18 protein-coding genes and 1 pseudogene are annotated in these 17,912 nt (G+C 73.5%); 7 read left to right on the top strand and 12 right to left on the bottom strand.

Features of this window, described 5'->3' with window-relative positions:
• Positions 1 to 316, top strand: a 316-nt coding sequence (locus VIM19_00175) for a DUF1269 domain-containing protein (protein HEY5183334.1), incomplete at its 5' end; no start/stop codon positions are given.
• A 1-nt stretch (position 317) separates the two neighbouring features.
• Positions 318 to 470, top strand: coding sequence for a hypothetical protein (locus VIM19_00170; GenBank protein HEY5183333.1), 153 nt, complete (start codon positions 318 to 320; stop codon positions 468 to 470).
• Between the two features lie 126 nt (positions 471 to 596).
• Here the strand turns inward: VIM19_00170 and VIM19_00165 are convergent, their stop codons facing one another.
• Positions 597 to 1,538 (bottom strand): hypothetical protein, encoded by a 942-nt coding sequence (locus tag VIM19_00165; protein HEY5183332.1) that lies wholly within the window; start codon positions 1,536 to 1,538, stop codon positions 597 to 599.
• A 35-nt stretch (positions 1,539 to 1,573) separates the two neighbouring features.
• Positions 1,574 to 2,476: a universal stress protein gene (locus VIM19_00160; protein HEY5183331.1), complete on the bottom strand. Its 903-nt coding sequence runs from the start codon at positions 2,474 to 2,476 to the stop codon at positions 1,574 to 1,576.
• Positions 2,477 to 2,608: 132 nt separating this feature from the next.
• Here VIM19_00160 and VIM19_00155 point away from each other — a divergent pair, with 132 nt between their 5' ends.
• The 3 genes from VIM19_00155 (at position 2,609) to VIM19_00145 (ending at position 5,822) form a co-directional block, all read left to right on the top strand.
• Positions 2,609 to 3,298 carry a GNAT family protein gene (locus VIM19_00155; protein HEY5183330.1) on the top strand — a complete coding sequence of 230 codons (690 nt, stop codon included), beginning with the start codon at positions 2,609 to 2,611 and terminating at the stop codon, positions 3,296 to 3,298.
• A gap of 32 nt (positions 3,299 to 3,330) precedes the next feature.
• On the top strand, positions 3,331 to 4,248 hold the full coding sequence (locus VIM19_00150; GenBank protein HEY5183329.1) for a DMT family transporter: 918 nt from the start codon (positions 3,331 to 3,333) through the stop codon (positions 4,246 to 4,248).
• Positions 4,249 to 4,346: 98 nt separating this feature from the next.
• The gene (locus VIM19_00145) at positions 4,347 to 5,822 is read left to right on the top strand and encodes a DUF2252 domain-containing protein (GenBank protein HEY5183328.1); all 1,476 of its coding nucleotides are present in this window, start codon (positions 4,347 to 4,349) and stop codon (positions 5,820 to 5,822) included.
• Between the two features lie 9 nt (positions 5,823 to 5,831).
• Here the strand turns inward: VIM19_00145 and VIM19_00140 are convergent, their stop codons facing one another.
• Positions 5,832 to 6,707 carry a DUF72 domain-containing protein gene (locus VIM19_00140; GenBank protein ID HEY5183327.1) on the bottom strand — a complete coding sequence of 292 codons (876 nt, stop codon included), beginning with the start codon at positions 6,705 to 6,707 and terminating at the stop codon, positions 5,832 to 5,834.
• Between the two features lie 5 nt (positions 6,708 to 6,712).
• On the opposite strand from VIM19_00140, the pseudogene VIM19_00135 reads away from it, so the two are divergent.
• Positions 6,713 to 8,101 (top strand): annotated as a pseudogene (locus VIM19_00135) (BTAD domain-containing putative transcriptional regulator).
• A 587-nt stretch (positions 8,102 to 8,688) separates the two neighbouring features.
• On the opposite strand, the gene VIM19_00130 reads toward VIM19_00135, so the two are convergent.
• The 9 genes from VIM19_00130 to VIM19_00090 form a co-directional block, all read right to left on the bottom strand.
• On the bottom strand, positions 8,689 to 10,155 hold the full coding sequence (locus VIM19_00130; GenBank protein ID HEY5183326.1) for an NADH-quinone oxidoreductase subunit C: 1,467 nt from the start codon (positions 10,153 to 10,155) through the stop codon (positions 8,689 to 8,691).
• Complete coding sequence (locus VIM19_00125; GenBank protein ID HEY5183325.1) at positions 10,152 to 11,573, bottom strand: proton-conducting transporter membrane subunit; 1,422 nt, start codon at positions 11,571 to 11,573, stop codon at positions 10,152 to 10,154. The genes VIM19_00130 and VIM19_00125 overlap by 4 nt, the downstream gene beginning before the upstream one ends.
• Complete coding sequence (locus VIM19_00120) at positions 11,573 to 12,229, bottom strand: hypothetical protein (protein ID HEY5183324.1); 657 nt, start codon at positions 12,227 to 12,229, stop codon at positions 11,573 to 11,575. The genes VIM19_00125 and VIM19_00120 overlap by 1 nt, the downstream gene beginning before the upstream one ends.
• A 5-nt stretch (positions 12,230 to 12,234) precedes the next feature.
• Entirely contained in the window at positions 12,235 to 13,182 is a 948-nt protein-coding gene (locus VIM19_00115) for an NADH-quinone oxidoreductase subunit H (GenBank protein ID HEY5183323.1), read from the bottom strand.
• Complete coding sequence (locus tag VIM19_00110; protein ID HEY5183322.1) at positions 13,179 to 15,176, bottom strand: proton-conducting transporter membrane subunit; 1,998 nt, start codon at positions 15,174 to 15,176, stop codon at positions 13,179 to 13,181. Before VIM19_00110 ends, VIM19_00115 begins: the two co-directional genes overlap by 4 nt.
• On the bottom strand, positions 15,173 to 15,649 hold the full coding sequence (gene nuoB, locus VIM19_00105) for an NADH-quinone oxidoreductase subunit NuoB (GenBank protein ID HEY5183321.1): 477 nt from the start codon (positions 15,647 to 15,649) through the stop codon (positions 15,173 to 15,175). The genes VIM19_00110 and nuoB overlap by 4 nt, the downstream gene beginning before the upstream one ends.
• A gap of 5 nt (positions 15,650 to 15,654) precedes the next feature.
• On the bottom strand, positions 15,655 to 15,996 hold the full coding sequence (locus tag VIM19_00100; GenBank protein ID HEY5183320.1) for a metalloregulator ArsR/SmtB family transcription factor: 342 nt from the start codon (positions 15,994 to 15,996) through the stop codon (positions 15,655 to 15,657).
• Between the two features lie 84 nt (positions 15,997 to 16,080).
• Positions 16,081 to 16,710, bottom strand: a complete 630-nt coding sequence (locus VIM19_00095) for a carboxymuconolactone decarboxylase family protein (GenBank protein ID HEY5183319.1) — start codon at positions 16,708 to 16,710, stop codon at positions 16,081 to 16,083.
• A gap of 10 nt (positions 16,711 to 16,720) precedes the next feature.
• Entirely contained in the window at positions 16,721 to 17,362 is a 642-nt protein-coding gene (locus VIM19_00090) for an MBL fold metallo-hydrolase (protein HEY5183318.1), read from the bottom strand.
• Between the two features lie 135 nt (positions 17,363 to 17,497).
• Here VIM19_00090 and VIM19_00085 point away from each other — a divergent pair.
• Positions 17,498 to 17,912, top strand: a 415-nt coding sequence (locus VIM19_00085; protein HEY5183317.1) for a VOC family protein, incomplete at its 3' end; no start/stop codon positions are given.

Raw genomic sequence — 17,912 nt, 5'->3', positions numbered from 1 at the left:
CCTGCTGATCCTCAAGAAGGACGCCGACGGCGCCTTCGAGGCGTTCGAGACCTCCGACCTCGACGACAGCGAGATCGGCGACCTGCGCGGGTACGAGACCGAGCTGGCCATGCTGCTGTCCGAGCAGGACGTGATCGACCTGGCGGAGACCGTCGAGCCGGGCAGCTCGGCAGCCGTGCTGGTGTGGGAGAACCTGTGGGCCGCACCGTTCGGCATCGCGGTGCGCCACGCCGGAGGGCAGCTGACCGCCAGCGGGCGGATCCCGATCCAGGCCGTGATCGCGGCCCTCGAAGCCGACGACGAGGAAGGAGCCTGACATGCCGATGGCAGCGAGGCGTATGCGTAGGACGGCCGCCGTGGTCGGCGGGGCCGCTGTGGTCGCCCACGGCGTCAACCGCCGTGGCGACCGGCGCGAGGACCGCCGAGACGACCGGGGCGACCGCCGCGACGACCGCCGCGACCGCCGCTAGTCCCACCGCTGAGCCAGCGCAGCGCCTTCTGCCGATGGCGCTGCGCTGCCGGGTCGCGCGTCAGCTGGTCGGCCGGCTTCCTCTTCGTCGCGTCGAGGTGATCGACACCGATCTGCGAGCTCGTCCTCACGGCCGGACCAGGGCCACGACGAAGTCCTTGTAGTAGCCGGCCGCCAGGTAGATGGACGGCGAGTGGTAGACGGCCGGCAGCACCCGCTGGCCGACCACCGTGCCGGCCTGGTGCCAGTAGACGTAGCCCATGGGCTGGGCCAGGTTCATGTCCAGCATGATCGCCGTCCGTGCCTGGGCCTGGACGAGCGCGTCGGCCAAGTCCAGCGCCGTCACGGTGTGGCCGAACGCGTAGACGAGCGACCCGTCGGCGAGCTCCCCGAGGGCCGAGCGGTTGGCCAGCCGAGTGTCGTGGTCGGCCCATCCCCAGCGGCTGTTCGAGTCGTGGGCGGTGGCCTGGCTGATGGACTGGTCGACGAGCAGCCCCATGTTCTGCCGGACCACCTGGACGCCGGCCACGCTGCTGCGATCCCGACCCCACTGGACGACGGACAGCCGGCCGGCGTCGTCCACGACGATCGAGGCCAGCCCTGGTCGAAGCGGGCTCACGGTGCGGCCCGCGTAGTAGTAGCCACCCACGTGGTCGCGCAGCTTGAACGCGCCGTTGAAGGCGGCGGCCAGTCGGGGCACCCAGGTGTCCGCCTGCCGGTCGGCCGCCAGGATTGGCCCGCCCTCGGGGAACTGGGTGCCCGGGATGAACCGGAAGGACAGCGCGCTCGGGTCCATCCACAACAGCGCGATGCTTCCCGACCGGGTCGCGGCCAGGAATGTTACGGGCCGCCCTGACACCACGGTGCCCACGGCGTGCCAACTGAGGCCGTTCACGGCCGGTGGCGCCAGTCTCGCGGGCTGGGTGGGTGCCGCCGCCGCGGTGACGGAGGGATGCGGGGCTGGTGCGCTGGCACGGGCCGTGTGCGGCACGGTCGCGTCGATCGCTGTGCACCCGCTGGTGGCCAGCAGGGTCACCAGCGCCCAGGCGGCGGCAGCGGTTCGGCGCATCGGGCGAGGGTATGTCGCCCGCGCGAGCGGCGACGTCAGGTGCGGACCGACCTGACCACGGCGACGGGGCAGTGTGCGTGGTGCAGGGTCTTGTAGCTCACCGAGCCGAGCAGCAGCGAGGTGAACCCGCCGCGGCCGCGGGAGCCCACGACGAGCAGCTCGGCTCCGGCGGACGCCCCGACCAGCGCCGCTGCCGCCCGCTGGTGGACCAGCACCCGGCGGACGTCGACCTCGGGGAACTTGTCCTGCCAGCCGGTCATGGACGCGTCGAGAACCTCGCCCTCCTGCGAGATCACGGCGGCGAAGTCCTCGTGCAGGATGTGCCGCGGGATGACCCCGCCCTTGCCGCCCGGAGCGTCGAAGAACGGCGCATCCCAGGCATGTACCGCGGTCAGCCCGATGCCGCGCAGGGCGGCCTCCTCGAAGGCGAAGGCGATCGCGGAGTCCGAGGACGGCGACGGGTCCACGCCCACGACGACCCGGCCCTCCTCCGGTCCGGCGTCCAGGACGCGGTCCTCGGGAGGGACGACGATGGTCGGGCAGGTGGCGTGGGTGGCGACCTGGATCGCGGTGGAGCCCAGGACCAGCTCCCCGAGCCCGCCCAGCCCCCTCGAGCCGAGGACCAGCAGCGAGGCGGTGCGCCCGCGCTCGATCAGCGCCTCGGCCGCCGGCAGCGTCTCCAGGTCACTGGTGACCTTGATCCCCGGCGCGGCCACGGTCGCCCAGTCGACGGCGTCGGCCAGCTGCTTCTCGGCTGCCTTGCGGGCCCGCTCCTCGGTCTCGTCGGAGTACTGGATGCCCACGGGCACCGGGGTCACGGGGACCACGTAGGCGTGCAGGATGTCCAGGGGTACCTTGCGTCGCGCGGCCTCGCGGACGGCGACGTCCAAGGCCCTGCGGCCGGTCTCGGAACCGTCGAACCCGATAACGACAGGCATGGTGTCCATGGTGGCCTCCCGGGGTGCGCCCTCGGTTCCAGCGTGCCGAGCGATCCGATGCGGCGGCCAGAGGCCTAAGGCCTCGCCGGTGTGGGACCCAGGGCGGGCCGCCCCGGCCGGAGATAATCGGGTGTGCCCTCCCCCAACGACCGTGCGGCGGCCGGCTTCGTCCCCGTGGTCGACGACCGGCCCGCTGACGCCGCGTGGGGTGCCCTGGTGTGGCCGCCACCCACCGGCCCGTTGGGTGGGTGTTTCGTCGAGCTGCGGCCGGTCGACCTGGACTCGGACGTCGACGCGCTCTTCGCCGCCGTGGACCACGACGCGGTCTGGCAGCACGTGGCGGGGCGTCCGACGTCCGCAGCCGAGTACGTGGTGACGCTGCGCGGACAGCTCGACGTCGGCCGCCTGCCGTGGGTGGTTCGGCTGGCGCGGCCGATGGCCGGGCTGCCGGCTGGCACCGTGGTGGGGACGTCCTCCTACCTCGAGGCGTCGGTACCCGACGCCCGGCTGGAGATCGGGTCCACGGCGTACACCCCGGCAGTGTGGGGCAGCGTGGTGAACCCCGAGGTGAAGCTGCTGCTGCTCAGTCTCGCGTTCGACACGCTCGGCGCGGGCCGGGTGCAGCTGAAGACCGACGTGCGCAACGTGCGCTCCCAGCGCGCTGTCGCGCGGCTGGGGGCGCACTACGAGGGGACGCTGCGCCGCTACCAGCGCCGCACCGACGGCACGGTGCGGGACACCGTGCTCTTCTCGGTGGTTGCCGAGGAGTGGCCGCGGGTGAGGGCCGGGCTGGTGGAGCGAGTCGCAGCCGCAGCCAACTGACAGGCCCCGGCACGGTCAGGGATGATCTGCGGGTGGAGGCGGGACCGCGGGCGCACGCCGCGCACATGAGCCGTGAGGCGTGGGTGCTGTTCGCCGCGATGAGCGTGATCTGGGGCATGCCCTACCTGTTCATCAAGATCGCGGTCGAGCAGCTCTCCCCCAGTGCGCTGGTGCTGGCTCGCACCGCGCTGGGGGCGGTGGTCCTGCTCCCGCTGGCCGTCCGGTCCGCGGCGCTACGCCCGGCGCTGGCCCAGTGGCGGCTGGTCCTTGCCTTCGCCGTCCTCGAGATGGCCGTGCCGTGGTTGCTGCTCACTCACGCCGAGGAGCGCATCGCCAGCGGCCTGGCCGGGCTGCTCATCGCCACCGTTCCGCTGGTGGGCGCCGTGGTCACCCGGCTGCTCGGCGACCGGGCCGCGTTGAGCCGGATCCGGGTGGTCGGCATCGTCACCGGGCTGGCCGGGGTCGCCGCCCTGGTGGGCATCGACAGCGCCGGCGGCCACCTCGACCTCCTCAGCGTGGCCGAGCTGTTCGTCGTGGCCGTCGGCTACGCGACCGCCCCGATCCTGGTGGACCGGCGGCTGCAGGACGTCCCCACCCTCGGGGTGATCGCGCTGTCTCTGGCTCTGGTGGCGCTGATCTACCTGCCGTTCGGCGTCCCGGCGCTGGTCAGCACCGGCGCCTGGACCAGTCGGACCAGTCTGTCGGTGCTCGTGCTCGGCCTGGTGTGCACGGCGCTGGCGTTCGTCCTGTTCTTCCGGCTGATCGCCGCAGCCGGGCCGGTCCGCGCCACCGTGATCACGTTTCTGAACCCGGCTGTGGCCGTGTTGCTCGGGCTGGTCGTCCTCGACGAGCCGCTGACGGTGGGCGTGATGGTCGGCTTCCCGCTCGTGCTGGCCGGCTCCTGGCTGGCCACCCGACCGACCCGCCCTGTACCGGCGCAGGCCGGCTGACCGGGGCGTGCCCTGCTGAGTTGACCCTGCCCGCCGCGGGCTGTGGCTAACGTGTCAGCAGGCGGCTCGGGCAGGGCAGTGGAGCGAGGGAGCGGACGATGACCGATCGGCCAGGCGTCGAGGCGGTGACCGACGTCGCCGTGCGCAACCGGGGGGCCCGGCGGGTGCCGTCGACCGATCTCCCGGTGCAGCTGTCCCGGGCCGAGCGGGCCGCGCACGGCAAGGCGGCCCGGTCCGCCGCCCCGCTGGACCAGCACGCCCTGTTCGCGCCGACCGAGCTGCGGGCCGATCCGGTGGAGCTGCTCGAGCGGCAAGCTGTCAGCCGGGTCCCCGAGCTGGTGCCCATCCGGTACGGCCGGATGCTCAGCTCGCCGTTCGCGTTCTACCGGGGTGCGGCGCTGGTCATGGCGGCCGACCTGGCGGCGACGCCGGTTTCCGGGCTGCGGTCCCAGCTATGCGGGGACGCCCACCTGAGCAACTTCGGGGTATTCGCCTCTCCTGAGCGCAGGCTGCTCTTCGACGCCAACGACTTCGACGAGACGCTGCCCGGGCCCTTCGAGTGGGACGTCAAGCGCCTCGCGGCCAGCTTCGAGCTGGCCGGGCGGGAGAACGGCTTCAAGACCAAGGAGCGGGCTGCGAGCGTGGTCGAGGCCGCGGCGAGCTACCGCTGGGCCATGCGGGAGTTCGCCGGCGAGACGAACCTGGACGTCTGGTACTCGCACCTCGACATGGACCAGCTGCTCGCCGAGGTGACCCCGCTGCTCAAGCCGGCGCCGCTGCGACGGGCGGAGGCGCAGCTGGCCAAGGCGCGCACCCGCGACCGGATGCAGGCGTTCAACAAGCTCACCCGACTCGTCGACGGCGTGCCGCGGATCGTCAGCGACCCGCCGCTGGTCGTGCCGATCACCGAGCTGGTCCCAGCGGAGAGCGCGACCGAGCTGAAGGAGCAGCTGCACGCGCTGGTCGTGGCGTACGGGCGCTCGCTGCCGCCGGACCGACGGCACCTGCTGGAGCAGTACCGGTTGGACGACGTCGCCCGCAAGGTCGTCGGGGTCGGCAGCGTAGGCACCCGGGCCTGGGTCCTGCTGTTCGAGGGGGTCGACGGAAACGACCCGATCTTCCTGCAGGCCAAGGAGGCCCAGGCCTCCGTGCTCGAGGAGTACGCGGGAGCCAGCGGCTACGCCAACCACGGGCAGCGGGTGGTGGCGGGGCAGCACCTGATGCAGGCCTACAGCGACATCTTCCTGGGCTGGCAGCGCACCAACGGACTGGACGGCGTGGACCGGGACTACTACGTGCGCCAGCTGCGGGACTGGAAGGGCTCCGTGGTGGTGGAACGGATGACTCCGCAGAGCATGGCCGTGTACGCGCGGCTGTGCGGCTGGACCCTGGCTCGGGCGCATGCGCGCTCTGGCGACCGGGTGGCCATCGCGGCCTACCTGGGCCGCAAGGACACCTTCGAGCGTGCCGTCGCCGAGTTCGCCCGTGCCTACGCCGACCAGAACGACCGGGACTTCGCCGCCCTCGAGGCGGCCGAGGCGTCCGGCCGGATCGTGGTCGAACGCGGGCTGTAGGGCGGCGGCTCAGCGTGGCTCGGCGAGCCGCTCGGCCAGGGCGGTGGCGTCGAAGGGCGCCCGGCCGTCCGAGTCGTTGTCGAAGTAGACGTAGACGTCCCGGCCGGTCGGAGCCTCCGGCGGGCGATCCTTGATGGTCGGCAGGTCGGGTGGCGCGCTGCCCGCCGTCCAGGCTCGGATCCGGGCCGCCCACATGTCGAGCGACGCCGCTGGGTACCCCCCGGCGTAGAGCAGCAGTGGCCCGTGCAGCCGGAGGTAGCAGAAGTCTGTCGTCACGTCGGCCAACAGTGGCCAGTGACCGGCCCCGTCGGAGACCACGAGGGCCACTCCGGCCGAGCGGAGCAGCTCGATGAACCTCGCGTCCTGGTAGCAGTCGTGCCGGACCTCGAGTGCGTGCCGGACCGGCCGGTCGGCGTCCGGCTCCAGGAAGGACCGTCCCTCCACCCGGGCGTCATGCCTGCGGGCCAGCCGGACGGCCGCCTCGGTGGTCCGCGGCAGCAGTGCGGTGAACGCGGCCAACCTGGGCAGGTCCAGACGCATGTTCTCCGGCAGCTGCCACAGCACCGGTCCCAGCTTGGGGCCCAGCGCCAGCAGGCCCGAGGCGAAGAAGTTGGCCAGCGCCGTCTCGGCGTCCACCAGTCGCTTGAGGTGGGTGAGGTACCGGCTGCCCTTGACGGCGAACACGAAGTCGTCCGGGGTCCGGTCGGCCCACCCGCGGTACGTCTCGGGCCGCTGCAGGGCGTAGAACGAGGCGTTGACCTCGACCGTGCGCAGGTGCTGGGCCAGGTACCCGAGCTCGTCGTGGGGGGCCAGGCCAGCGGGGTAGAAGTCGCCGCGCCAGCGGGGGTAGGACCACCCTGACGTTCCGATCCGCAGCTGCGGCACAACTGATGCTAGGCAGCGAAACGGGGGTGTCGTCCCGGGCCGTTCTGCCCTACCCTCCCCCCTGCGGTCACGCTGCCACGCCACTGGGGCTCGCGATGGGTGAGCCCGCGCGAGCAGCCGCACGCAAGGGACCCCGCATCCGGCTGGGGGTGCTGGGACGGGTCAGCGCCACGGTGGACGGCGTGGCCGTTGACGTCGGCGGCCCCAAGCAGCGAGCCGTGGTCGGGGCGCTGCATGCCCATATCTCCCACCGCCGGCGGCGGTGCGAGCCCGGCCGGCCGGCCCGCTCGGAGAGCGCGGTGCTGCGCCGGCACGGACCCGGTTATGCGCTTCGGGTCGACCCGGACGCCGTCGACGCCTGGCAGTTCGAGCAGCTCATGCAGCGCGCCGCAGCGACCGAGCCGGCCGAGATGGTGCCCCTGCTCCGGCAGGCGCTGGCCCTGTGGAGCGGCCCGGCGTACGCCGACCACGCCGGCGGACCGTGGGCCGAGGAGGAGATTGCCCGGCTCGACGAGCTGCACACGCTGTGCCGGGAGCAGCTGCTCGCTGCCCGGCTGGCCTGCGGCGAGTCCGCGAGCGTCGTCCCCGAACTGGAGACGCTGGTCAGCGAGCAGCCGCTACGCGAGGAGCGCTGGCGGCTGCTCGTGCTGGCCCTTTACCCCTGGCACCGGCAGGCCGACGCCCTGGCCGCGCTGCGCCGCGCCCGGGGCACCCTCGCCGACGAGCTCGGCGTCGACCCGGGACCTGCCCTGCGCACGCTCGAGGCCGAGGTGCTGGCGCAGTCCCCCACCCTGGACGCCCCGGCGGCCGCTCCCCCACAGCCGGTGGCCGCACCGGCGTCGGTGGCAGCCGCGCCTGGGCCCGGGACCGCCGCCGACCTGGTGGACCGCGACCGCGAGCTGGCCCAGCTGCAGGTCTGCCTGGACGACGCGCTGGCCGGCCAGGCGCGACTCGCCCTGGTCGAGGGCCGGGCCGGCGTCGGCAAGAGCCGGCTGCTGACCGAGATGCGCCGGCTGGGCACGGCCGCCCGAGCGGTGACCCTGACCGGACGCAGCAGCCAGCTCGAGCAGCACTTCGGCTTCGGCCTGGTCCGGCAGCTGTTCGAGCCGGTGCTCGCCGACCCCGAGCGGCGGCAGCGGCGGCTCGCCCGCGCGGCCCGCTCGGCAGCAACGGTCTTCGACGTCGGCGGTTTCGACCTGCCGGACGGCGACCCGTCCAGCCCCGGCGATCGGGGCAGCGACGGACTGTTCGGCGTCCCGCACGGCCTGTACTGGCTGACCGCCAACCTGGCCGAGGAACAGCCGCTGCTGCTCGCCATCGACGACTTGCAGTGGTGCGACATCGGCTCGCAGCAGTTCCTCACCTTCCTGGTGCACCGGCTCGAGGGGATGCCGGTCCTGGTCGTGGGGACCATGCGCACCGGGGAGCCGGCCGACCCGCAGGGCCTGCTGGCCGAGCTCGCCCACGGGCTGGCCGCGGTTCCCATCCGGCCCGAGCCGTTGCCCCTGGACGGAGTCGGGGATCTCGTCCGGTCCCGCCTCGGCGAGCAAGCGGACGATGCCTTCGTGGCCGCGTGCCACCGCACCACCGGCGGCAACCCGTTGCTGCTGCGCCAGCTGCTGCGCGGGCTGGAGACCGACCGGGTGCACCCGGACGCCTCCCACGCCGACACGGTCACCGCCACCGGCTCACGGGCGATCTCCAGCATGGTGCTCATGCGGCTGGCCCGCCTGCCCAAGGCGGCGACGGTCACCGCGAGGGCCTTCGCCGTTTTGGGCGACGGGGCCGAGCTGCCCGCGGTGGCGAAGCTGGCGGGCCTGACCGAGGGCCAGGCCGCGGCCGCCGTCGCCGGGCTGGTCCGGGCGGAGGTGCTGCGGGACGACTACCCGCTCGGCCTCGTGCACGCGCTCGTCCGGGACGCCGTCTACCGGGAGCTGCTGGCCGGCGAGCGCGAGCTGCAGCAGCAGGGGGCCGCCGGCCGTCAGAGGTCGTTGCCGGCGTATGACTGGTTGAAGCTCTTGTTGGCCAGCGGGAAGTCGGGAACGATCGTGTCGGTCAGCGCGACGGGCAGCGCCGGCCAGTTGAAGAACGAAGGGTCGGCGACCTTGACCCTCGTGACCACGCCGCCCTCGCCCAGCTCGACACGGTGGGCGAGGCTGCCACGCCAGGCCTCGACCTGCGCGAACCCGGCCCCTGGGCCGGTGGGATCGACGCCGACCCCGTCGCCGGTCCCGCCGGCCAGCCGGTCCAGCAGGTCGAGCAGGACCGCCACCGAGACGTCCAGCTCCCTGGCCCGGACCCGGTAGCGGGCCAGCACGTCACCGCCGTCCTCGACGATCGTCGCGAACCGCTCGCCCAGGTCGACGAACGGGTGGTCGCGGCGGGCGTCGACGTCGACCCCCGACGCGCGTGCGACGTAGCCCAGCGTCCCGAGCGCGACCGCCTGCTCACGGGGGAGCACAGCCGTGCCGGCGAACCGGTCGTGGACGACAGAGTGCCCCAACGTGATCTCGACCAGGTCGGCCACCTCGTCACGCACGGTCCGCAGCAGCAGGGGGTCCGGCAGCGCCCGCACCTGGGCACCCCCCACCGTGAGGGCCCCGCGGAGCAGCCGGTGCCCGGTGGTGGCCCGGTTCAGCCGCAGCAGGGTCTCCCGCAGCCGCAGGGCGTGCGCGTTGGCCACCCCGAAGCCGACGTCGTTGGCGAGGGCCCCCAGGTCGGCCACGTGGTTGTGCAGCCGCTCCAGCTCCAGCAGCAGCGCCCGCAGCAGCCGGTCCGGCTCGGCGACGTCGATGCCGGCGGCGTCCTCGACGGCCATCAGGTAGGCCAGCGTGTGGCCGACCGCGGTGTCCCCGCTGATCCGCTCGGCCAGCTCGATCCCGTCGGCCGGCCGGCGGCCTTCGAACAGCTTCTCCATGCCCCGGTGCAGGAACCAGAGCCGGGCCTTCATCCGCAGGATGGTCTCCCCCACCACCGAGAACCTGAAGTGGCCCGGCTCGATCAGCCCGGCGTGCACCGGACCGATCGGGATCTCGTACACGCCGGGGCCCTCAACCTCGAGGAACGGGAAGGATCCCACGTCGGGTGCGAAGACCGGCTCCGGGTCCGCGTCGCGCAGCATCGGGTACCAGCCGACCGGCCAGTGGCCGTGCCGGAGCAGCCGGTGCGGCAGCGGATGGCCTCGGGGCTCGATGCCGTACAGGTCCCGCAGCTCCCGCTCAAACCGTCCCGCCGGGTAGGACAGCGCCGCCAGGGTCGGGACCCAGGCGTCGCCGCGCGGGACCACCACCACGACCTCCTCCCGGCGCCCGGCGGCGGTCAGCACGTAGACGACCCGGAACGTCTCGGCGTCCTCGTGCGCGGCCACCAGGGCCAGCCGCAGGCCTCCGGCGAGCAGGCCGGCCATCATCTCCGCCAGCTCCTCGCGCCCGACCGGTCGGGTCGTCATGACGCACCTCCTAGCACCGCTGCGGCCTGGCGGAGCAGCGTCCCGAATGGGCCGCTGAGGAGGGCGATGACGGCGACGACGGCCAGCGCGAGGGCCAGCGGCAGCCACGGCCCGTGCGCCGAGCGGTCCGGTTCCTCACCGGGGCCACCGGCGCCGAGCGTCATCGTCGCGGTGAGCCGGACCAGGGCGGCGAACGCCACCAGCAGCAGGCCGAGCCCGACCGCCGTCACGACCTGGAGCCCCGCCGTCCACGCGCCGACCACGATGCCGACCTCGGAGAAGAACAGGCTGAACGGCGGCAGCCCGAGCAACGCGGCCGTTCCTGCGAGCCAGGGCACGGCCAGGCCGGGGCGCCGGGCCAGCAGCCCACGGATGTCGGCGACCGCCGTCGAGTGCTCGACGGCGAGCAGCCGGCCGGACACCACGAACAGGCTCGACTTCGCCAGGCCGTGCCCGAGCATGTGCAGCAGGACGGCGGTCAGCGCCAACGGCCCGCCCGCCGCGGCGCCGAGGGCGAGCAGGCCCATGTGCTCGACGCTGGAGTAGGCCAGCATCCGCTTGTAGTCCCGCTGGCGCAGCAGCAGCGCGGCGGCCACGGCCAGAGACAGCAGGCCGGCGACCGCCAGCATCCCGCGGAGCAGCCCGGGGCCCAGGACCGGGTTGGCGACCGCCTGGATGCGCAAGATGGCGTAGAACGCGACCGACAGCAGCACGCCGGACATCAGCCCGGACACCGGCGCCGGGGCCTGGCTGTGCGCGTCCGGCAGCCAGCTGTGCATCGGGGCCAGGCCGGCCTTGGTGGCGAACCCGAGCACGGCCAAGGCGGCGCCCAGCTTGAGCACGGCCGGGTCGAGCAGCGTCGGGTGCCTCACCAGGTCGACCCAGGACAGTGTCGGGGTGCCGCTGGCCCGGGTCGCCGCGTAGACCAGCACGATGCCGAGGAAGGCGATGGCCACGCCGACCGACCCGAGCACCACGTACTTCCAGGCCGCCTCGAGCGAGGCCCGGGTGCGGTGCTGGCCGACCAGGAAGGCGGTGGCGATCGTGGTGCCCTCGACGGCCACCCACAAGACGCCGAGGTTGTCGGCCAGCACGGCCAGCGACATCGCGCCCAGGAAGGCCGACATGAGCGCCGCCGGGCCGGGCGCTGACCTCGCCTGCAGCCCGCCCCACGTCGCGGTCAGTCCCACCGCCCCGATGACCACGAGCATGAACGCGGACAGCGCGTCGGCGCGCAGCAGCCCGCCGGCCGCGGTGACGACCCGGTGGTCCAGGGCGGCGGCGCCGAGGACCAGCCCGGTCCCGAGGACCACGACCGAGACGGCGATCCCGGCCAGCCGGGCGACCCTCGGGATGCGCAGGCTGACGGTCGCCGCCAGCACCGCGGCGGCGAGCGGGAGCCACAGGACGGCGCCCATCAGTCCCTCAGCTCGGTCAGCTCGTCGAGGTCCAGGGCACCGAACTTGACTCGCATCCGGGCGCTGAAGACCTGCAGGATCAGCACGACCAGCAGCACATCGAGAGAGGCGCCGAGCTCCACCACCAGCGGCAGGCCGCCCACCGTCATGAACGCGACCGCCGCGATCCCGTTGTCCAGCACCAGGAATCCGACCAGCTGGGCGAGCGCGTGCCGACGTCCGACCAGCAGCAGGAAGCCCAGCAGCATCAGCGCGAGCGCCACCGGCACCGCCCGGACCGCGGGATCCGCGCTGGAGCCCACGATCGGCCGGCTGACCAGGTAGGCCACCTCGGTGAGCACGGCCGCGGCGATCAGCGCAGCGGTCGGGTTCAGCCGCGGGGACTCCTCCCGAACGGCGTCCGCCGGCACGCTGCGGCCCACCAGCACGGGCAGGACGGCGGCCTTGAGCAGCACCACGAAACCGGCCACGGCCAGCAGCTCGGCCTTGTGGTGCTGGACGCCGACCACGGCGACCAGCGCCCCGAGCGCGACCCCCTGGACCGACAGCAGCCGCACCGCGGCGGCCAGCGAGCGTCGCCACACCAGCAGCACGCCGGTGAGCAGCAGGATGCCGGCAGCCAGCCCCACCAGCTGCGCGTACACGTTCGCCGCCATCGCGCTCAGCCGACCAGGTAGGAGGCCGTGACGGCCAGGAAGGCGAGCACGAACGAGCCGGCCAGCAGCTCGGGGACCCGGAACAGCCGCAGCTTGGCCAAGAACACCTCGGCGGCGCCCAACAGCCCGCCGAGCACCACGAGCTTGCCGGCGAAGGCGACGACGCCGAGGAGCAGGCCCGCGGCGCTCACCCGGGTGTCGATGCCCCACGGCGCGACCAGGTTCCCGACCAGTCCGAGCAGCGCCGCGAGCCGGACCCACGAGCCCAGCTCGAGCCAGGCCAGGTCGCGGGCCGACGCCTCCAGCAGCATCGCCTCGTGCACCATGGTGAGCTCCAGGTGCGTCGACGGGTTGTCCACCGGCAGCCGCCCGGTCTCGGCCAGCACGACGATGCCGAGGGCGAGCACCGCCAGCACGCTGACCGGCGAGGCGATGACCGCCGACGAGTCGAGCCGGGCCTGCACGATGAGCGACAGCGCGGAGCTGCCCACCGGGATGGACAGGGCGTAGACGGCTACGAGCACGGTCGGCTCGACCAGCGCCGCGATGGTCATGTGCCGGCTAGACCCCATGCCGCCGAAGGCCGTGCCGGCGTCCAGGCCCAGCAGGGCGACCGCCACCGTGCCCACGAGCAGGACGGACACGACGACGAACAGGTCGTCCGGGACCAGGGGCAGGCTGACCGCGCCCACGAGCGGCAGCAGCGCCGCCACCAGCAGGCTCGAGCTGAGCAGCACCACGGGAGCCGCCCGCAGCAACCAGCCGGAGCCGGTGGCCCGCACCGGCTCCTTGGCGACCAGCTTGCGCAGGTCCCGCCACGGCTGCCAGACGCCGGCACCACCACGGCCCTCGAGTCGGGCCCTGGTCTGCCGGGTGACGCCGGCCAGCACCGGAGCGAGGGCCACGATGACGCCGACCTGGACGGCGGCCACCAGGATCGCCTGGGCGGTCACAGCGACACCACCAGCAAGACGGCGAGCAGCGCGCCGAACGAGTAGCCGAGGTAGCGGTGCACGCTGCCGTTCTGCAGCCGCCGCGCCTGCACCCCGACCCGGTCGGCCCAGCCGATGACCGGCCGGTACAGCCGGGCCTCGACGACGTCGGACAGCCGCTGCCGGTACTCGACCCGCTGCACGAGGTACCGGGACTCGGTCGCGTGGGTGACCTCGACGTCCCTGGTCGGCTGCAGTGCGTCGTCGAACACCCGCAGCAGCGGCTCGGCGTACGAGGTGGCGGTGTACTGCATCCGGGGGCTGACCCGCGCGCCGCCGCAGCCCCAGGCAAGGTCGGTCGCCCTGGCCGGGTGGCGGCGGGCGGCCCGGACCACGGCCACCAGCACGGGAAGCGCGACGGCGGTGGCCAGGAGCGCCAGCGCGAGCGGGTCCAGCAGGGCGTCCAGCCCGGTCAGTCGGATGCCGCCGAGCCCCACGGGCTCGATGCCGGCCGCACCCACGGTGGTGGCGAGCGCCGCGGCCACCGGCCCCGGGACCAGGCCGAGCGCGACCACGACGGCGGCCCCGGCGAGCATCGGCCAGGTCATGGTGCGACCGGCCTCGTGGGCGGCGTCCGCCTCGGTCGACCGGGGCCGGGCCAGGAACGCGATGCCGTAGGCCTTCACAAAGGTGAGCAGCGCCAGCCCCGTGGTCAGCGCGACCACGCCGACGGCCAGCGGCATGACCACGGCGACCATCGGGTCCCCCGGCCGGGCGCCGTGGATGAGTGCCTGCAGGAGCGTCCACTCGGCCACGAACCCCGCGGTGCCCGGCAGCGCCGCCGCGCCCAGGCAGGCCACGCCGAACGCCGCGCCGGTCCACGGCATGCGGGTGCCCAGCCCGCCGAGCCGGTCGAGGTCCCGTTCGCCGGTGGCGTGCAGCACAGCCCCGGCGCCGAGGAACAAGGTGGTCTTGAACGCCGCATGGCTCACGACCAGCAGCAGGCTCGCGGTCAGCGCGCCGTCGGCCACATCGGTCGCCCCGGACGCCCGCAGCAGCACCGACGTGCCCAGGGCCAGCACCACCAGGCCGACGTTCTCGGTGGTCGAGTAGGCGAGCAGCCGCTTGAGGTCGCTGGCGACGGAGGCCTGCAGGATCCCGTAGAGCGCGGAGGCGGCGCCGAGCACGGCCAGCAGCACGCCCCACCAGGCCGGCCCGCCGGGCAGCAGCCGCACGCACACGAGCAGGACGCCGTACAGCCCGATCGACACCATCGCGGCGCTCATCGCCGCGGACACGTGGCTGGGGGCCTCCGGGTGCGCGCGCGGCAGCCACACGTGCAGCGGCACCAGGCCGGCCTTGGTCCCGAAGCCGAGCAGCAGCAGCACGAAGCCGACGCTCGCGGCGGCCGAGTGCGGCCCCAGGGTCCCGATGGTGTCGAAGCCGGTGCCACCCGACGCTGCCGTGAGCACGGCGAAGCCGGCGAGCAGCAGCGCGAAGCTCAGCTGGGTGAGTGCGGCGTACCACAGGGTGGCCGCGGTGACCTCGGCCCGCCGCGCGTAGTCCGCCAGCAGCAGGACCGTCGACCCCACGGCCATGAGCTCCCAGGCCAGCAGGAACGAGACGACGTCCGCGGCGGCCGCGACCAGCTGCATGCCCACGAGGAACACCGCGAGCGCGGCCCAGGAGCTGCGCGAGGCCGAGGGGCCGGACACGTACCCGATGCCGTAAACCGCCACGGCCACGCCCACGACCGAGGCCAGCAGCATGAACAGCCCGCCGAGCCGGTCGGGGGCGAAGGTCACCGGGTCGACCGGCAGCGCCACCGGCAGGCGGATGCTGCCCGCCTGCCCGGCCATCGCGAGCGCGCCGGTGACGGCGCCGGCGACCGAGACGGCGGCGCAGGACAGCCCGGCCAGGACGGCGCGGGCGGCGGCCGGCACGACCAGCGCGACGACCACGGCGACGGCCGCGAGCACCCCCAGGGACAGCAGCCCGACCTGGACCGAGGTCACCGCCCAGTCACCCGGCGCAGCGCCTCCACGATGACCTGCGGCTCGGGCGGGCAGCCTGGCACGTCGAGGTCGACGGGCACGACGTCGGCCACGCCGCCGACCACGCCGTACCCGGCCGCGAAGGCGCCGCAGCCCCGGGCGCAGTCCCCGACCGCCAGGACCAGCCGCGGCGCGGGGGTCGCCTCGACGGTTCGCCGCAGGGGCTCGGCCATGTTCCGGGTGACGGCTCCGGTGACCAGCACGGCGTCCGCGTGCCGGGGCGAGGCGACCAGCCGCGCGCCGTACCGCTCGGCGTCGTACACCGGGCCGAACGCGGCGGCCACCTCGATCTCGCAGCCGTTGCAGGAGCCGGCGTCCACGTGCCGCAGCTGGACGCTGCCGCCCAACGGTCGGGCCGCGGGCAACAGGTCCGGCGCGGGCGGCGCCGGTTCGGCGACCGTCCCGGTCCGGCGGATCAGTGCGACCAGGCGCAGCAGGCTCACGGCTGCTGCGGACCCGTCGGGCGCAGCTCCTCGGCCAGGGCGTCCTGCTCGGCGATGAGCCCGAGCAGGATCTGGCGGGCCGTCAGCAACAGGTCTCGGACCTGCGGCACGCTGATCGAGTAGACCACCTCACCGGCCTCCCGGTGCTGGCTCACCAGGCCGGTGCGACGCAGCACCGCAAGCTGCTGGGACAGGTTGCTCGGTTCGATCTCGATCCGCTCGAGCAGCTCGTGCACGGCGTGGTCACGCTCGGACAGCAGCTCGAGCACCCGGATCCGGGCCGGGTGCCCCAGGGTGCGGAAGAAATCCGCCTTCGCCTGGTACAACGGGGTCGCCATCGTGGTCCGTCGTCCTCCCGGGTTGGAGGACCAACTTTGCACATGAAGATGTCTTCAAGTCAACCGAAGGGCCGCCGCTGCTGGCTACACCAAGGTGAGCCGCCCCTCGTGGCGGAGCTGGTCGAGCAGCGACTGGACCAGTGAGGGGATCAGCAGCACGAGCGCGTTGAGCGGCAGCGTCACCTCGTAGAGCACGGTGCTGCCGGGCTGGCTGCGCCCCTTCAGTCGAGCCAGCAGGGCGCTGACCGGAAGCCCGAGGATGTTGCCGGTCATCATCATCTGGAGGGCCGCCACGATGGCTCTCGTCTTCTCCGGTCCGTAGGTGTCCGGGACCGGCCCGTACGCCAGGCGGTCGACCTTGCCCTTGGCGTGTGCATAGTGCTGGGCGAAGACGATGGCCATGGCCTCGTCCTCCCTGATGAAGCCAGGATCCCCGCCGATGAAGGCCGGGACCTCCTCGGGAGCCATCCCCTTCCGCAGGGCCAGTCTGGTGTGCGCGTAGGCGCAGGCGGCGCACTGGTTCACCTCGGTGACCGCCAGCATGAGTCGTTCCACGAACTGGGGGTCAAGGATCTGCTTCCGGCGGCTGCCGAGACGCTGACGGCTGAACGCGCCGACCGAGCGATGGCCCCGGGCCAACGCCTCGTAGAGCTCCGTGTAGGTGTAGCGCTTGGTGCGCCGCGGTGCTGCCGCGTAGGTCGACGTGTCAGTCATGGCTGGCGGCTCAGCCGAGCCGGACGGACTCCCCTGCCCCCAGATGGCCGTAGTCGGCGCCCGTCCCCGGCCCGCCGTCCCCGAGCAGCCGGTCGACGACGGAGAGCCCGGCCCCACTGAGGAGGGCGTCGTGCATGCGGTAGGCCCGCTGCGGGGCCACCTCGCGCACGTAGTCGATGATCTCGGACAGCCGCGACCACGGGGCGTGCACCGGGAGCAGCAGGGTGTCGACCGGTGCGTCCGGCACGGTGAGGGCGTCGCCCGGGTGGAAGACCCGGCCGTCGATGCGGAACCCGATGTTGGTCACCCGGGGGATCTCCGGATGGATCTGCTCGTGCAGCTGACCGTGCACCTCGACGTCCAGGCCGGCCGCGGAGAAGCGGTCGCCCTCCCCGACGACGTGCAGCCGGTCGCCGAGCCCGTCCAGCTGCGAGGCGACGGACTGCAGCGTCCACACCCGCAGGCCGGGGTCTGCGTCGACGGCGGCGCGCAGCCGGTCCTCCTGGAAGTGGTCCCAGTGCTCGTGGGTGATGAGCACGGCCTCGGCGCCGCGCATCGCCTCCGGCTCGGTGAACGCTCCCGGGTCGATCACCAGCGTGCGTCCTTCCTGCTCCAGCCGCACACAGGCGTGACCCAGCTTCGTCAGCAGCATGGTTCTCCTCATGATTCGCGCGTAGTCTGCGGTGACGATACGACGCGCCACCCCCGGCCGCCGTCGTTGCAGGCCCGAGGGCTGCCAGATCGACCACCTAGCCTGCAACGAGAGGTCAAACGCAGGGAGGTTGCCATGCGCTACCCGCACGGTCTGTTCGGCTGGGTCGACCTGACGACGACGGACGTCGAGGGGGCCCGCGCGTTCTACACGGAGCTGTTTGGCTGGACGTCGCAGGACCTGCCGACGCCCATGGGTCCCGCGTACACGATGTTCTCCAAGGACGAGAAGCTGGTCGCGGGTATGACGCCGCAGCAGCCTGCGCTGGCCGCGGCCGGCGTCCCGTCGCTGTGGAGCTCCTACGTCTTGGTCGAGGACGTCGATGCCGTCCTCGCCACGGTCGAGCCATCGGGTGGCGCCGTCGTCATGCCGGCCATGGACGTCATGGATCAGGGTCGGATGGCCATGGTCAGCGACCCGTCGGGGGCGGTCGTGGGCCTGTGGCAGCCCGAGAAGCACCAGGGCGCCGACCTGTTCAATGCGCCGGGGG

The sequence above is a fragment of the Actinomycetes bacterium genome (assembly GCA_036510875.1).
Lineage (GTDB): Bacteria > Actinomycetota > Actinomycetes > Prado026 > Prado026 > DATCDE01.
This window is presented reverse-complemented; position numbering and strand designations above follow the sequence as displayed.

Coding starts and splice junctions, on each gene's coding strand:
- VIM19_00160 (HEY5183331.1), bottom strand. CDS start 2,476: ATGCCTGTCGTTATCGGGTTCGACGGTTCCGAGACCGGCCGCAGGGCC.
- VIM19_00170 (HEY5183333.1), top strand. CDS start 318: ATGCCGATGGCAGCGAGGCGTATGCGTAGGACGGCCGCCGTGGTCGGC.
- VIM19_00100 (HEY5183320.1), bottom strand. CDS start 15,996: ATGGCGACCCCGTTGTACCAGGCGAAGGCGGATTTCTTCCGCACCCTG.
- VIM19_00125 (HEY5183325.1), bottom strand. CDS start 11,573: ATGGGCGCCGTCCTGTGGCTCCCGCTCGCCGCCGCGGTGCTGGCGGCG.
- VIM19_00090 (HEY5183318.1), bottom strand. CDS start 17,362: ATGCTGCTGACGAAGCTGGGTCACGCCTGTGTGCGGCTGGAGCAGGAA.
- VIM19_00145 (HEY5183328.1), top strand. CDS start 4,347: ATGACCGATCGGCCAGGCGTCGAGGCGGTGACCGACGTCGCCGTGCGC.
- VIM19_00095 (HEY5183319.1), bottom strand. CDS start 16,710: ATGACTGACACGTCGACCTACGCGGCAGCACCGCGGCGCACCAAGCGC.
- VIM19_00130 (HEY5183326.1), bottom strand. CDS start 10,155: ATGACGACCCGACCGGTCGGGCGCGAGGAGCTGGCGGAGATGATGGCC.
- VIM19_00165 (HEY5183332.1), bottom strand. CDS start 1,538: ATGCGCCGAACCGCTGCCGCCGCCTGGGCGCTGGTGACCCTGCTGGCC.
- VIM19_00120 (HEY5183324.1), bottom strand. CDS start 12,229: ATGGCGGCGAACGTGTACGCGCAGCTGGTGGGGCTGGCTGCCGGCATC.